General features: G+C 47.1%; 11 protein-coding genes. 3 read left to right on the top strand and 8 right to left on the bottom strand.

Annotation, left to right across the window (positions count from 1 at the left end; translation table 11 throughout):
- The first annotated feature begins 3 nt into the window (after positions 1–3).
- A complete protein-coding gene (locus tag C805_RS11485; RefSeq protein WP_016214010.1) occupies positions 4–2,415 on the top strand; it encodes a glycoside hydrolase family 94 protein in 2,412 nt (803 codons plus the stop codon).
- A gap of 6 nt (positions 2,416–2,421) precedes the next feature.
- Here the strand turns inward: C805_RS11485 and C805_RS11480 are convergent, their stop codons facing one another.
- Together C805_RS11480 and C805_RS11475 are read right to left on the bottom strand one after the other, a co-directional pair.
- Positions 2,422–3,204, bottom strand: coding sequence for a helix-turn-helix domain-containing protein (locus C805_RS11480; protein WP_022750992.1), 783 nt, complete (start codon positions 3,202–3,204; stop codon positions 2,422–2,424).
- A complete protein-coding gene (locus C805_RS11475) occupies positions 3,201–3,815 on the bottom strand; it encodes a sce7726 family protein (RefSeq protein ID WP_016214008.1) in 615 nt (204 codons plus the stop codon). Before C805_RS11475 ends, C805_RS11480 begins: the two co-directional genes overlap by 4 nt.
- Positions 3,816–4,070: 255 nt before the next feature.
- Here C805_RS11475 and C805_RS11470 point away from each other — a divergent pair, with 255 nt between their 5' ends.
- Together C805_RS11470 and C805_RS11465 are read left to right on the top strand one after the other, a co-directional pair.
- A complete protein-coding gene (locus C805_RS11470; protein WP_016214007.1) occupies positions 4,071–4,406 on the top strand; it encodes a PadR family transcriptional regulator in 336 nt (111 codons plus the stop codon).
- On the top strand, positions 4,387–4,932 hold the full coding sequence (locus C805_RS11465; protein WP_016214006.1) for a DUF2812 domain-containing protein: 546 nt from the start codon (positions 4,387–4,389) through the stop codon (positions 4,930–4,932). The genes C805_RS11470 and C805_RS11465 overlap by 20 nt, the downstream gene beginning before the upstream one ends.
- Positions 4,933–5,219: 287 nt before the next feature.
- Here the strand turns inward: C805_RS11465 and C805_RS27315 are convergent, their stop codons facing one another.
- The 6 genes from C805_RS27315 to C805_RS11440 all read right to left on the bottom strand — a co-directional run bounded on the left by C805_RS27315 (position 5,220) and on the right by C805_RS11440 (position 15,140).
- On the bottom strand, positions 5,220–5,672 hold the full coding sequence (locus C805_RS27315) for a type II toxin-antitoxin system prevent-host-death family antitoxin (RefSeq protein ID WP_016214005.1): 453 nt from the start codon (positions 5,670–5,672) through the stop codon (positions 5,220–5,222).
- A gap of 204 nt (positions 5,673–5,876) precedes the next feature.
- Entirely contained in the window at positions 5,877–6,389 is a 513-nt protein-coding gene (locus C805_RS11460; RefSeq protein WP_016214004.1) for a P-loop NTPase family protein, read from the bottom strand.
- Between the two features lie 65 nt (positions 6,390–6,454).
- Positions 6,455–8,242 (bottom strand): ABC transporter ATP-binding protein, encoded by a 1,788-nt coding sequence (locus tag C805_RS11455; protein ID WP_016214003.1) that lies wholly within the window; start codon positions 8,240–8,242, stop codon positions 6,455–6,457.
- Between the two features lie 106 nt (positions 8,243–8,348).
- Entirely contained in the window at positions 8,349–10,070 is a 1,722-nt protein-coding gene (locus tag C805_RS11450) for an ABC transporter ATP-binding protein (RefSeq protein WP_016214002.1), read from the bottom strand.
- A gap of 447 nt (positions 10,071–10,517) precedes the next feature.
- A complete protein-coding gene (locus C805_RS11445; RefSeq protein WP_016214001.1) occupies positions 10,518–12,512 on the bottom strand; it encodes a CAP domain-containing protein in 1,995 nt (664 codons plus the stop codon).
- A gap of 120 nt (positions 12,513–12,632) precedes the next feature.
- A complete protein-coding gene (locus C805_RS11440; RefSeq protein ID WP_016214000.1) occupies positions 12,633–15,140 on the bottom strand; it encodes a beta-mannosidase in 2,508 nt (835 codons plus the stop codon).
- Positions 15,141–15,147: the final 7 nt, after the last annotated feature.

Raw genomic sequence — 15,147 nt, 5'->3', positions numbered from 1 at the left:
AAGATGAAATATGGATATTTTGACGACGATAACAGAGAATACATCATAGAACGGCCGGATACGCCAGCCCCATGGGTAAACTATCTTGGCTCTCCGGAATACGGTGCAATCATTTCCAACAATGCCGGGGGCTACAGCTTTGCAAAATCCGGCGCAAACGGACGCATCCTGCGCTACATTTTCAACAGCTTTGACCAGCCTGGCCGATATCTCTACATACGCGACAATGAATCCGGAGATTACTGGTCCGCTTCCTGGCAGCCAGTCGGGAAAGATTTAAAAGATTATCAAAGCACCTGCCGCCATGGAATGGGCTATACCCAAATAGAATCCGTATATGCCGGAATCATTTCCAGGGCCTCCTACTATGTCCCCCTGAAAAAAGCCCATGAAGTCTGGGCCCTGTCCCTGACGAACACCTCCGAAAATCCCAGAGAACTTACCATTACCGGATATGGAGAATTTACCAACCACAGCAACTATGAGCAGGATCAGGTAAATCTGCAATACTCTCTGTTCATTGGCCGCACGTTATTTGAAGAAAACAGAATCATGCAGCAGATACATGGCAATCTGGATTCCCTTCGGGAAAACGAAAAAGTGGATGAAAAAAATGTAACGGAACGCTTCTTTGGTCTTGTCGGAGCCGAAGTTGCTTCCTACTGCGGAGAAAAGGAACACTTTCTTGGAAAATACCATGGATACAACAATCCGCAGGGAGTTTCCTCCGGTAACCTTGGAAATATCACAGGCTACAACGGAAACTCCTGCGGTGCCCTCTCCTGCAATATTACTCTTGAGCCGGGAGAGACAAAAACCATTGCATTTCTGCTGGGAGAACAGGAATCCCCAAAAGCGGCAGCCATCCTTTCTGCTTACACAGATACGGAAAAAACCGTAAGGAAGGAACTGGACGAGCTGAAAAACTGCTGGCATAACAGGATGGATCATCTGAAAGTCAGCACCCCCAGTACGGAATTCAATACCATGATCAATACCTGGAATGCATACAACTGCTTTATGACCTTCCTCTGGTCCCGCGCAGCCTCCTTTATCTATTGCGGCCTGCGCAACGGTTATGGTTACCGTGACACCGTACAGGATATCCAGGGAATCATCCACCTTGCACCGGAACTGGCGGCAGAAAAAATCCGCTTTATGCTTTCTGCCCAGACAAGCAGCGGAGGTGGTCTGCCCCTTGTAAAATTTACCCATAATCCCGGACATGAAGATACCCCGGACGACGCTTCCTACCGACAGGAAACCGGGCATCCGGCTTACCGGGCAGACGACGCTCTCTGGCTCTTTCCAACCGTTTATAAATATATCGCTGAAACAGGAAATATGGATTTTCTTGAAGAACGCATTCCCTATGCGGATAAAGAAGCAGACAGTGTGTACGACCATCTGAAACGGGCCATCCGCTTTTCTCTGGAACATTCCGGTCCTCACGGCATGCCTGCCGGGCTTTACGCAGACTGGAATGACTGCCTGCGCCTGGGGGCAGACGGAGAATCCTCTTTTGTGGCGATGCAGCTTTATTATGCCATGACTGTTTTGAAAAAGTTCGCAACATACAGGCAGGATACAGACTATCTGAATTTTTTAACAAAACAACAGGAAGAACTTGGCGCACTCATCCGGAAACTGTGCTGGGACAAAGACAGATTTATCCGGGGTTACACAGAAAAAGGCCAGCCTGTGGGCTCTGCCGCGGACCCGGAAGCCAATCTCTGGTTAAACCCTCAGAGCTGGGCTGTTATCAGCGGACTTGCCGATATGCAACAGGCTGACGCCATACTTGACAACGTTTATCACCGGTTAAATACGGAATACGGCGCGCTGCTGATGGATCCCCCTTACCATGCCCATGCCTTTGAGGGCGCACTGGCAGTGATTTATAATCCTGGCACCAAGGAAAACGCAGGTATATTTTCTCAATCCCAGGGGTGGCTGATTCTTGCGGAGGCTCTCTGCGGCCATGGAGAACGTGCCTTTACCTATTTCATGGAAAATGCCCCTGCCGCCTGGAATGAGCAGGCAGATATCCGCCGCCTGGAACCATATTGTTACGGGCAGTTTACAGAGGGAAGGGCCAGCAAACACCCCGGACGCTCTCATGTACACTGGCTCACCGGTACCGCTTCCACTGTTATGGTGGGCTGTGTGGAAGGCATTTTAGGACTTCGCCCCGACCCGGAGGGAATTAAAATCTCCCCGTCCATACCAAAGGAGTGGACACATTTTGAGATTGACAAAGACTTCCGCGGAAAACATCTGCATATCCTTGTGGAAAATCCCGGCAGACGGGAATCCGGCTGTGAAAAACTTACGCTGAACGGCAAAAAGCTCACCGGAAATTATATCCCGGCCAGCCTTCTTCAGAAAGAAAATGAAATAGTGCTTGTATTATAAAGGCAGCTACTCCGGGGCAGATTCTGCCCCGGTTTCAATATCCCATTGCACCATATAATTGATATCCCGGTATTTTTTCGGCGTCATACCCACAATTTCCCGAAACTGCTGTATAAAATGGCTCTGGGAAGAAAAGGAGAGACGGTTGGCAATCTCAATAACAGAGTAATCACTGTAGCGGAGCAGATTTCTGGCCTTTTCAATTTTCTGTTTCCGGATATAGGCGCTGACAGAATCCCCGGTTTCCTTTTTAAACAGCCTTGAAAGGTAGCTGGACGACACTCCAAGTTCATCTGCCAGGTCTTCAATGGTAATACGTTCTTTGATATGGGAATAAATGTATTCCTTACAGGCGCTGATATGTCTGGAGTTGGTATCACTCCGGCGGAGTATGCGCATCTTTTCCGCATAATCCAATACCATTTCATCATGCAGATTATGCACTCCCTGCACAGTATGAATATCATCCAGCTTCTGAATATAAAAATCACTCATCCGAAAAGCCTGTTCCAGCTCCATACCTTTCTGCCTGCACAGACGTGTAATCATGGCCGTCGTAATCACAAAATGATATTTCAGATTCGTTACCTGATTGCGGGACAGTATGCCAACGCCCTCGCTGTCCAGAAACCGTTCCTGTTCACAGTTCTTCCGAACTGCAGCCACATTTCCGTTGGATACTGCCTGATAAAACAGAAATTCTTCTGTCGGTTGTCTGTGTTCGATTTCATCCACATCATCTTCCGCTTCAAAAAGAAGCCACTCATCCTGATATCCCACAAAGCTCACCCGCCTTTCTTCTGTAACCGCCTCAGCAGAGCTTCCTTTTTATAAGCCCTGATATTTTCCTCAATCTCTGTATAATCCCGCTCAAACAGTTCGTCGCTGATCTGTCTGTACAAACGCTCTCCGGGCACTTTCAGCAAAATTTTTTCTATCACAAAATCCTTGCTTTTCTGTCTGTACTTTGGCAAACTGTTTTTCTCCTGAATACGTGCAAGCTCCGGCCGCCACAAAAGGCCCAGTTTCCGTTTCCAGTTGACTTTGGGATTCTCCCCGGCTTTCCGCAGCAGGTAAAAATCCGGCCTGCCCTCTTCCAGTTCCACTGTAATAATGCCCCACCAGTCAGGCACATGTTCCTCTACATGGTGGGCGTGTTTCGTCCCCGCCACAATATAGTTATAATCAAAATACTGATTGTAATCTCTCACCTGACGGCTCAGCCTGGCATAAGTGTCCGCATCGCTTTTGATTTCCAGTCCGCAAAGGGATTCCGGAAGCACCATTACCACATCTGCACGGCTCCGCCCCACTGACTTTTCTTCTATAATCCTGATTTTCCCGTATTTTTCTTCCAGAAAATCAAACAGCGGTTCTCTGATATCCTTATCGTAAAGCATTTTCGGCCCTCACTTCTTTTGGATGTTCTCTGTCCGGTTCCGGTTTCTGCCGGAATTTTCAATGATATCTGTATCAGTTTACAGTTTAGCACATATAATGGCAGAAATCTATGGGAAAGGGACACAAACCCTCTGGTCTGGCTGCACATTTATTCCTTGACAAATATATATCGCAGTGCGATAATCAGAATATAACTATCGTACTGCGATATATTTACGGTACTCAGGCATTGAACCGGACAGTGAGGTGGTGACATGAATGCCCATATTCAGAAAGTATACGTTCCGATGACAGAAACGGGATTTTACATTTTACTTTTTCTGCGTAAAGAAGCCCACGGTTACAGTATTGTGAAACAGGTGGAAGCGCTGACACAGGGAGAAATCCACATCAGTCCCGGCACCATGTACGGCAGCCTGTCAAAAATGGAGAAGGACGGTCTCATCCGTTTTGTCCGGGAAGAAGAAAAGAGAAAAATTTACTGTATTACGGAACTGGGGACACAGGTACTGGAGCTGGAACAGAAACGGATAGAGCGACTTTACCGGACTATGAAAGAGGTGTGTGATAATGAAAGACATGAAAACTGAAATCAGATTTTTTTCAATTCCTGAATGGAAAAAAGAAGAAGATTATCTCAGAAACCAGCATAAACTGGGATGGGAATTTACTTATGTGAATAAGATTGGATGTTACCACTTTGAAAAATGTGAACCGGAAGATGTGATTTATCAGTTAGATTACAACCCTGACGGCCTGGCCCACAAATCAGAATATATTCAGATATTTTCTGACTGCGGATGGGAATATATGCAGGATTTTTTCGGGTACAGTTATTTTCGAAAGCCTGTCTCTGAAATGAAGGGAAAAGAGGAAGAAATCTTCTGTGATGACACCTCCCGGCTTGAAATGATGAAACGGATATTCCGGGGACGCATGGTTCCGCTGCTTTGTGTTTTTTTCCTGATTATCCTGCCAAATCTGTTTATACAGCTCCATAATGTCACACTGGCCGGGCAGATACTGGCAGGAACCTTTTCCGTCCTGTTTGTGGTATACCTTATAATGTTTTTCTGGTTCGCCATACAGTTTTGGAAGTATCAGAAATCCCTGTAAGAACAAGGAGAGATGTTCCGGAAGCTGCCGCAAAACCAGCCTGCTGCGGCGGCTACAAAACATAATTCAGATTCGGCAAATCCAGTTTGTTTTTTAATCTATTTTGTTTAACTTTCTATGACTAATTGCCGAGTTTATATTTCAATTATATACTATATTTAGGCTTACTAATTTTCTGTTGCCAAAGTGTCGCCACTAAATAATTATAAATCCAATTTCTATCCTCGTGAAATTATTTCTTCAAACATTTCGTGGTGCAACTATAGGATTACAATACATATTTTACTTCACTGACGGAACAATTTCGTATAATCTGTCCGGGTGTCTGCGATATGGTAAATATAAACCACTGTGCCAGTCTGCTTATAAATGACAACATGCTTATCACATATAACCATTCTGTATCCCTGCTGATTCAGCCATTCATCTGGTGTTAAAGAACCTGAATCCGGAAACTCCCCCAAACGTTCTGTTACGTTCAATATATGGTCACTTATTTTCAAAGCTGTTTCCACGCCAAACTGAACCAGATACCAGTCTTCAATCCGCTCCTGTTCTGCCTGAAAAACCTTCGCGCGGAGCTGTAAAATCTGTTCCCGCCTTTCAAAAGCCTCTATACTCATAAGAACCAGATCACCCTCACCATTTTTAGTAATATATATTGGCTCTTTTGTTTCTTTTGCCATATTAGAAATCGTTGTGTAATCATTTCTTAATGACGCTGATGCTTTTATGATCATCCATATCACCTCGTATCATTTTTTTGATATAATTATATCTCTATTATCACCTTTCGTAAAGTATTTTCACAAATTATTCAAAACACTGTGGGATGATACACAATTTACACAACACAAATGTGTCCGGCCAGATAATTTCACTGGCACAATACCTGTCCACTTATTTCCGATTTATCGCCGCTTTCAGCAACAAATTTTGCCCTTTCAACAGTTTCCGACAAACTCTTTCATCCACTTATCCAGTTCTCTCTGGCTGCGAATCACAACGGTTTTGTATCCGTACTGCTCCAGCACCTTCCGATACCGTTCCTTCTGGCTCTTCTTCCTGTGAAGCAGCCACCAGATAAATTCCCGGTTCATCCGTTCCACGCATCCCTCTCCCATGGAATCCCTGGTTCTTCCCCGGTTCTGAACATACCGTTTCCAGGCCCGGAAGAAACAGGAAAGACGTCTGAAATCCATTAAAACAATGGTATCTGCTTCCTTCAGACGTCTTTCATATTCCAGAGCGGAATAAGTCCCGTCAATCACCCAGGACTTATGTTCATCCAGAAACTGTTTCACAATCTCTGCTGATTCCGCTCTGCTTCTCTCCTGCCAGCCGGGAAGCCAGTGCACCCTGTCCAGGTGCAGAACAGGAATCTGAAATTTCTCGCCCAAATATTTTGCAAGGGTAGATTTCCCGCTGCCGCTGTATCCGATCACTGCCACGCGCATTTTTATCTCCTCCCAACACAGGCGGCCACTTCTGCCAGCCCTCCGGGCCCTCCTCAGGGCAAACCTTAAACATTCTTAAACTGGGCCATATACAGATTATAATAATGGCCTTTCTTCTCCATCAGTTCCGCCGGTCTGCCCTGTTCCAGGATACCTCCTTTATCAATGACAAAAATCCGGTCTGCCCGCTGTATGGTGGACAGCCTGTGGGCAATAACAAAGCTGGTACGTCCTTTCAGCAACGCTTCAATCCCTTTCTGCACCAGAATCTCCGTGTGGGTATCTATACTGGAAGTAGCTTCGTCCAGAATCAGGATTTTCGGCATACTCACCATAGTTCTGGCAAATGCAATCAGCTGGCGCTGGCCGATGGACAGTCCCGCTCCGCGCTCTTTTAACACAGTATCATAGCCCTTTTCCATCTTCATAATAAATTCATGGGCATTGACCGCCTTTGAGGCCGCAATGATTTCCTCCTCTGTGGCTTCCATATTGCCATAGAGAATATTTTCTCTGACTGTTCCCTGGAAAATAAAATTCTCCTGTGTCATCACACCCATCTGCCGCCGCAGACTTTCCATGGACACCTTCTGAATATCGTGTCCGTCAACGAGAATCCTCCCTTTCTGGATATCATAAAAGCGGCTGATTAAATTCACAATGGTGGTTTTTCCCGCTCCGGTAGGACCCACAAGAGCAATGGTCTCTCCCGGCTGAATCTGAAAACTTACATTTTCCAGCACTTTTGTTTCCGCAGGAGTTCCCTCATCATAAGTAAAGGACACCTGCTCAAATTCCACTTTTCCCTGAATATCCGGCAGTTCCTGTACATCCGAATTGTCAAAAATATCCGGCTTCGTGTCAAGAATTTCAAAAATACGCTCTGCCGCTGTCAGATTGGTAATCACCTGATTGTAAAAATTACTCAGGTTCATCACCGGATTCCAGAACATATTGATATAGGTGCCGAAAGCCACCAGCATACCAATACTCACATATTCACCGCCAATCATCTGAATTCCCACCCAGTAGAGAATCATGGCCCCGATACCCCAGCAGAAATCTATGGCCCCGCCGAACATATCTGAAATCCGCACCGCCCTGATAAAGGACTGTTCATGCTCTTTCACCAGACCTGCAAAAATATCCTGTGTTTCATGTTCCGCATGGAAACTCTGAACCACATTCATTCCTGCAATGCCCTCATGAACATAGGCGTTCAGATTGGAGCCTTTCTTCCGGAAAATCTGCCAGCGGGCATGGGAAAATTTCTGGATAAACCAGATTGCCGCCGCCATTACCGGAATGCTGCTTAAGGAAGCCAGCGCAAGGCGCCAGTCCTTCACTACCATAATCACCACCACGCCGCAGATGGTAATAAAATCAGGAATCAGAGTGGTAACTGCGTTGACCAGCACATTTTTCAGGGAATTTACATCCCCGATGACCCGCGCCAGAATCTTTCCGGTGGGACGGCTGTCAAAAAAAGAAAAGGACAGTGTCTGGATATGCTCATACAGCTCCTGCCGGATTTCCAGCAGAATCTGATTGGAAATCCGTGCCATCACATACATACGCACCTTTACCATAACAATAAAAATCACGTTGATCATCAGGGTAACCGCTGCCAGCCTGGCCAGCCCCTCCATATCTTTTCGGGCAATGTATACGTCGATTGCCTCTTCAATAATCAGAGGGTTAATCAGGGAAATCACAACGGTGATAATCATACAGACCAGCACTCCGGCCACCTGAAGTTTATATTGAAACAAATAGGCAAACAGCCTTTTGAGCGTCTCCTTTTTCCCGATACCCTCAAGCTGTTCGTCCACTTTATAAGAATTAACTGCCAAAATCACACCTGCTTTCTGTCTGTTTCTGTCTGCCTCTCCAGGTTTCCTCTCGCAGGAAAACACTTTCACTTATCAAAGCGGCAATGTATCCTGGGGAAGAAACACATCAGGCCTGCCCCGGCGCTGTGCCCATCTGAGCCACATAAGTGTCATAATAAAGGCCCTGTTTCGCCAGCAGTTCCTCATGGGTTCCCCGCTCTCTTATGGTTCCGTCCTCCAGAAAAATAATCTCGTCTGCCCGGCGTACTGCGGAAATCCGGTGAGCAATAATAATTTTCGTGGTATCCAGTGTGTCCAGGGCCTTCTGAATCTCATATTCTGTCTCCATATCCAGAGCTGAGGTGGAATCGTCCAGAATCAGCACCGGATTGCGTTTTGCAATGGCTCTTGCAATACTGATACGCTGTTTCTGGCCGCCGGACAATCCCACGCCCCGCTCCCCGATAATGGTCTCATAGGTCTCCGGCATATTTTCTATAAATTTTCTGGCCTGAGCCAGCCCGGCGGCATGGACCATGGTTGAACTGTCCAGAGCCACCCGTTTGCCCATACGGATATTCTCGGAAATAGTATCAGAAAACAGAAATACATCCTGCATAACGGTTCCGATACTGCTGCGAAGCTGTGCCAGAGACAGTTCCCGCACATCCACACCGTCCAGCTTCACACTTCCTTCTTTCACATCAAAAAAGCGCATCAGCAGGTTTACCATGGAAGTCTTTCCGGCCCCGGTAGCCCCCATCACCCCAAGGGTTTTCCCCTGCGGCAGCGTAAAGGAAACATCTTCCAGAATTTTCTGGTTCCCTCTGGCAAAGGATACATGCTCAAAGGAAATTTCTCCTTTTACCTGTTCCAGTACCACGGGATTTTCATGCTCTGTAATGGAAGATTTCTGCTGATAAATTTTATTGATTTTTTTACAGGAAGCAACGGCCGAAGACAGATCATTGGTCAGCCATCCCAGCATTTCCATGGGCCACACAATATTCCGGCAATACTCGGAGAACGCCACCAGCGTACCCAGCGTCATCTCCCCGTGGATAACCTGAACTCCGCCGATAATCACCATTACCACCGGCAGCAGCTTTCCGGTAAACTGAAACACCGGATAAAACCGTACCAGTGTTTTTGCCTGCTGCATATTCAGATCATAATACTGCCGGTTGTGGGAAAGAAATTTTTTAATCTCAAACTTTTCCCGTGCAAAGGCTTTTACGGTGCGTACCCCCGCCAGGTTTTCCTCTGCAATGGTGGTGAGCCTGGCATTCTCCTCACTGATAGATTCATAAATCTTATCCAGTTTCCGCTCCATGAAAACAGCGGTAATTCCCATCAGTATCATTACTCCAAGGGGCAGAAAAGCCAGTTTCCAGTTCAGGGTAAACATACAGTAAAGCACCATGGAAATGTGGATGACCACCTCAATGGCCAGCATTCCCACATACCCCAGTGCATTCCAGACCGCGTCCACATCATCTTTTACCCGCGCCATCAGCTCTCCCGTATTGGTGTCGTCAAAATAATCCATGGAGAGCCCTTCAATATGGGCAAACAAATCTTTCCGCAGTCTGGCTGCAATCTTAACACTTACCGCATCAAAGGTAAATTCTTTCAGATAACCGCCCAGACTCCGGCCTGCCCCGATAATCACTATCATGGTAAGCAGTCCGCCCAAAAGCTCCATTTTCCCCTGAATGATAACATCATCCACAATACTTTTGGTGATTACCGGATACAGCATATCCAGCACAATGGCTGTCACCATACAGAAAATGGCAAACAGATACGCATACCAGTAATGGGCGATATAATTCAGTATTTTCTTCATAATCTTTCCTTTCCCAGATGTCTCCCGGTGACAGTTTTCATACTGATTCGAGTCCCTGTGACATACTTCAGATTCGCCGCAGTGCGATAAGAACTTTTTATTCTGTAAGAAAACATTTTCACGCATTAGCGTGGCAAGGTCTTTCTTTTAAGATAAAAAAACCCCGTGGGCTTTACCCACGGGGTTTCTGTCTTCCTGTTATCTGTACGCACTCTGCACATACAAATCCACTGCTATTTCATTCTTCAGGCACATCCGATACATGTGCATATCTTTCCCTGAAATTAATGTGGAATCCTGTCTACAGTCACCGAGGTAAATCTGCAAGTTGTCTCTGTGAAATTATTTCTGTTCTTCTGTGCTAACTTAATCATGATCTTACCTCGCTTTCTTTTATTTTATCTGATTTCTACGTTCTATTAAAACATGTCTGCTAATATTTGTCAATTACTTAATTTTTATTTTTTTCCCCTGATAACTGCTGGTGTAAGTTTTTCCCCGGTAAACTTTGCAGGCTCTCACTGCAAAAGTATACGTCTTCCCGGATTTCAGATTCTTCCTGGTATAACGGAGGCTCTTTGTGGTTTTCAGATTCTTCCAGGAACCTTTTGTCCCGGTCTTATACGAAACGATATATTTGTCAGCCCTGGGCACCTTATCCCATTTTACAGCAGCTTTCTTCTTCCCGGCCGTTACTTTAAACTTCACATCTGCCGGATTTGTGGCAGTATACAGAGAAGTGTAGGACTTGCTGAACACCTGCTTTTTATTTACGGTCCGGTACGCCTTTACTGCAAACCGATAACCGGTGGCAGACCTGAGCTTTTTCACAGTACAGGAAGTTCGGCCGGAGGTTACCGTTGCCAGCTTCTCCCATTTTTTCCCGGAATACTGATAAATCCGGTACCCTTCCGCGCCGGAAACCTTCTTCCAGCTCAATTTGATACTGGTGGCCCCGGACGAGGCCTTAAGACCGGTCACATCGGAAATATCTTTCTCGGAATTCTGAGGCTGCTCCAGCTTTGGAACAATGGAATCCTTATAGCTGTCTCCGCAGACAGAACAGGTGTGCAGGGTATAACCTTCCTCCGTATAAGTGGGCTCCACTTTGCTGGCAACATATACATGGTCCGCCACTGTGACGGTCTTTGTCACAGTACAGGAAGTGTCTCCCTTTACAGAGGCAGTGATTACGGCGGTTCCCGGCCCCTGCACGGTAATCATTCCGCCGGCGTCAACCGTTGCCGCCGCAGGATTACTGCTGACAAAATCAAAACCGGAAGCCGCGAGCTTCGGCTTACTGGCCTCAAACAGTTCATTTGCATGATAAATATCCATGGAAACTGCCGTTCCCTTATCTTTGCATACAAAGGCCTGATTTGCCGCTGGCTGCAGATGCAGCAGAGATTTCCGTATGGAAATGCCCCTGGTTACCTGTCTGGTTCCGGAAAGAGACGTCTCTGACGCCTGTGCATTGTCAAAAAACTGTACCCAGTGCCAGATTCCTCCGCTGTCCTGAAAGCAGCCGATTCCAATGCTGGTCATTTCCGAATCCGTGATATTGGCCAGATGGCCTGGGGAACTGATCCAGGCCGCCATTACAGCCTGGGGAGAAGGATAACCAACCGCTATGTTCTCCGCTCTGCGGGTACCCCGGTCAGTGGCGGTAAAACACTTCGTCCCGTCCGGTCTGGTGTGACTGTAATACATGGCCAGTTCCGCCGCCCGCTGCATGGCAACCTCTGTCAGGGCCTGGTCCTGTTTCAGGGCCCCAAGTCCTCTCCTGGCACGTTCCTGATTAACCAGCGCCAGCACTTCATTTGCATAGGAATAATGCTCCGTACCGCTGATATCCACAGTGACCTTTGGATTGGTTTCCTCATAATTCTCACCGGCAAAGGCTCTGATCTCTTTCAGAATTCCGTCTGCTGTCTGATATCCGGTCAGTACCTTCTGAACTTTATTGTTCCCGTCAATCAGAACCGTAAAAGGGAATCCGGCTCCTGCCCCCTCATTGAGAACGCCAAGGTCATAATATTCAAACGCGGCGTCCCATATACTGCTCCCTCCATCATAACAGAACAGAATATGCTCATTCCCGTATGTTGCGGCAAAATTTTTCACCGCTTCCTGAGAGGCTTTATTAGCTTCTGCAAAAACCACCCGTATTCCCGCACTGCTTACCCAGTCGCTTTTTGCAATATTCCGGATGGTAGCCTGGGAATTCCCACAGGTTGTGTATCCAAATACAAGCACTGTGACTTTTCCCATCTCTGTTTTGGTAGAAACCTCCCACCCATTTATGGAAGCAAAGGTATATTCCATATTGTCCGGCTTCTCCCCGGAAGCTGCCTGAGCTTCCATTCCTGCAAAATTTCCTGCCAGGGGAATCAGCAGCAGCCAGACCATCAGAAACAGTGCGCGCAGATATGCCTTTTTCATTCTAATCTCCTTTCCATAGCAAACTTTTACAAAAACAGGAAGAATTTTACATAATTAAAAATATAATTTAATAAATTGTATCATGAAAAAAGCCGGTATTCAACTGAATACCGGCAGATTTTACCTGATATCATACACGCTTCTCAACCGGATTCCCTGAGGCTCTCCGGAAAGAATTTTTACCCGCTTCTCTCCTGCGTTCATGTCAAAATAATTATCCGAAAGAATGAAGTCTTCCTGTTCATTCCGTATTTCCACGCTTTTTGCATAAGCGTCTGCGGATATTATGATTTCGTCCTCTTCCAGCCGGAAGGAAAGGCGGGGATTTTCATAGCGGAAGTATTTGGGATAAGAGAAAATCACGGTTCCCTCAGATATGACTTTTCCGTTCTGTCTCATTCCAAAACTCACATACTCTGAAAATATGTCCGTTTCCGGCAGCATCACTTTCTCAAGCCAGACACTGGTAAGGGCCGGAACATGCACCTGACGGATTTCACCCCTTCTGAGAACCTCTGCCGCGGCATTTCTTACTTCCCAGAATACCTCCACCTGCTGGTCTGCTCTGGTCTCATTTGCAACATTTAAGCGGATGGACTTTTCAAATACAAAATGCTCCCGGTTCATATCGGCTTCCTTTGTCATCATTCCCTCTTCCTGACAGGAAATCATCAGAGGTGCAAAAAACCGTTTTTCCATATAATGCAGAGCCTTCCAGCGGCCGCAGTAATCAATGGAGGACCAGGAAATCACCGGCCAGCAGTCGTTTAGCTGCCAGACAATGGCTCCCATGCAGCGGCCCCGGTTTCTCCGGAAATGCTCCACCCCATACCGGATGGCGTCAGCCTGCAGAAGCTGGGACGCATAGATTAACGTATTAAAATCCGAAGGATAGAGATAGGTCTGCTGGAGATAATTCATGATTTTTCCATTGGCCCCGTACTGTCTCTGGTGCTTTTCCATCACATAGGAAAACAGGTTCATATCCCTGGGATCGTCGGTGATGGTTTCCAGTGTTTTTCTGGCAGGCAGGGACTGGAAGCCAAATTCTGACGCATAGCGGAAAAAGTATTTCCGATATTCGGAAAAAGGCCTGTTTCCATGCCACACGCTCCAGTAATGCACATCTCCTCTGTCCGGGCTGTTCGGCTCATCAAAAGCTCCTCCGGAAGAAGGGCTTGCAGGCCAGTAAAAGGTCTGGGGATCGTGTATCTTAAGCACCTCCGGGATCAGCTGCTCATACATGAGGATATAGTCCCGCACCTCTGTCTTTTTCGTAACCCAGTGATGTCCTTCTTCCACAAACATTTCCATCTCATTATTGCCGCACCACAGGCCCAGAGAGGGATGGTGGCGGAGGCGTTTTACATTATCCACAAATTCCTGACGGATATTTTCCTTAAATTCCGGCGTCAGTTCATAAACGGCACAGGCAAACATAAAGTCCTGCCAGACAATCAGCCCCAGCTCGTCACAGATATCATAAAACCAGTCTTCCGGATAATATCCGCCGCCCCACACCCGGACGGCATTATAATTTGCCGCCACACACTGTTCCAGCAGCTTTCTGGTGGTATCCGGCGTTACCCGGCCCAGCAGATGGTCCTCCGGAATATAGTCGGCCCCCATGGCAAATATGGTAATGTCGTTGATTTCATGGGCAAATCCCACGCCCCATTCGTCCTTTTCTGTTTTCACGGTAAGGGTGCGAAGACCGATTTTTCTTTCCCACACATCAACAGCAGTCCCTTCTGCATACAACGTTACTTTTACCTGATAAAGAGGCTGCTCTCCATACCCGTTAGGCCACCAGAGACTGGGACTGGTAATATGAATTTCTGCCGGAGAATCGAAATATGTCCGGGTTTCCCCTTCCGGCGTGGTGAGTTCCACCGTATAAGCAACCCCTGGGCTGCCGGGATTTTCATCCCCACCGGAGTTTTTCACAGAGATTTTTTCCACAGCACAGCCATGGGCTGATACTGCCTGTTCCCGTTCTGCTTCCACCTGAAACTGCAGGCTGACCTCTCCGTCCGTATGCTCCTGCCGGATATAGACGCTGTCCAGTCTGGCGCCGGTGATACCCAGCAAAGTTACTTCCCTGAAAATACCTGCGTCCGGCAGGTGGGCGCCCCAGTCCCAGCCAAACATACAGTGGGCTTTCCGGATGTGGACAAAGCCGTCCATGGCGTCTTCGGAGCCAAGGGTCCTGCATTCTGCAAATGCATCCCGGATAAATTTAAGGGGGGAATGAAGGAGGACTTTCAGCTCATTTCCTGTCTCTTTCAGGATATGGGTCACATCGTATTCCCAGATACGGTGCATATTATATGCCGCCCCCACCTGGGTACCGTTGAGATAAATATCAGCAATGGTGTCCAGCCCGTCAAAACGGAGCAGAATTCTGCTGCTGGCCAGCAGTTCTTTTTCCGCGTCAAAACACGTCACATACTCATAATCTTTTTCCATCAGGGACAGCGCACGGATTTCATTGTCTTTCCAGAAAGGGTCTTCCATCTCCCCCCTGCGCAGCAGATCCGTATAGACCGTCCCCGGAACAGCTGCGGGCCTTAAGGGTTCCCCCGGCCCGTGCATCTGCCAGTTATTATTTAATTTCTGCTGTATCAATGCGGTT

Origin of the sequence: Eubacterium sp. 14-2, assembly GCF_000403845.2 — a bacterium.
GTDB lineage: Bacteria > Bacillota > Clostridia > Lachnospirales > Lachnospiraceae > Petralouisia.
Note: the sequence above shows the minus strand (reverse complement) of the source record. Positions and strands in the feature narration are given on the sequence as shown.

Excerpts from the sequence above, each read along its gene's own strand:
- C805_RS11485 (WP_016214010.1), top strand. The coding sequence starts at position 4 with ATGAAATATGGATATTTTGACGACGATAACAGAGAATACATCATAGAA.
- C805_RS11475 (WP_016214008.1), bottom strand. The coding sequence starts at position 3,815 with ATGCTTTACGATAAGGATATCAGAGAACCGCTGTTTGATTTTCTGGAA.
- C805_RS11470 (WP_016214007.1), top strand. The coding sequence starts at position 4,071 with ATGAATGCCCATATTCAGAAAGTATACGTTCCGATGACAGAAACGGGA.
- C805_RS11465 (WP_016214006.1), top strand. The coding sequence starts at position 4,387 with ATGAAAGACATGAAAACTGAAATCAGATTTTTTTCAATTCCTGAATGG.
- C805_RS27315 (WP_016214005.1), bottom strand. The coding sequence starts at position 5,672 with ATGATCATAAAAGCATCAGCGTCATTAAGAAATGATTACACAACGATT.
- C805_RS11460 (WP_016214004.1), bottom strand. The coding sequence starts at position 6,389 with ATGCGCGTGGCAGTGATCGGATACAGCGGCAGCGGGAAATCTACCCTT.
- C805_RS11450 (WP_016214002.1), bottom strand. The coding sequence starts at position 10,070 with ATGAAGAAAATACTGAATTATATCGCCCATTACTGGTATGCGTATCTG.
- C805_RS11445 (WP_016214001.1), bottom strand. The coding sequence starts at position 12,512 with ATGAAAAAGGCATATCTGCGCGCACTGTTTCTGATGGTCTGGCTGCTG.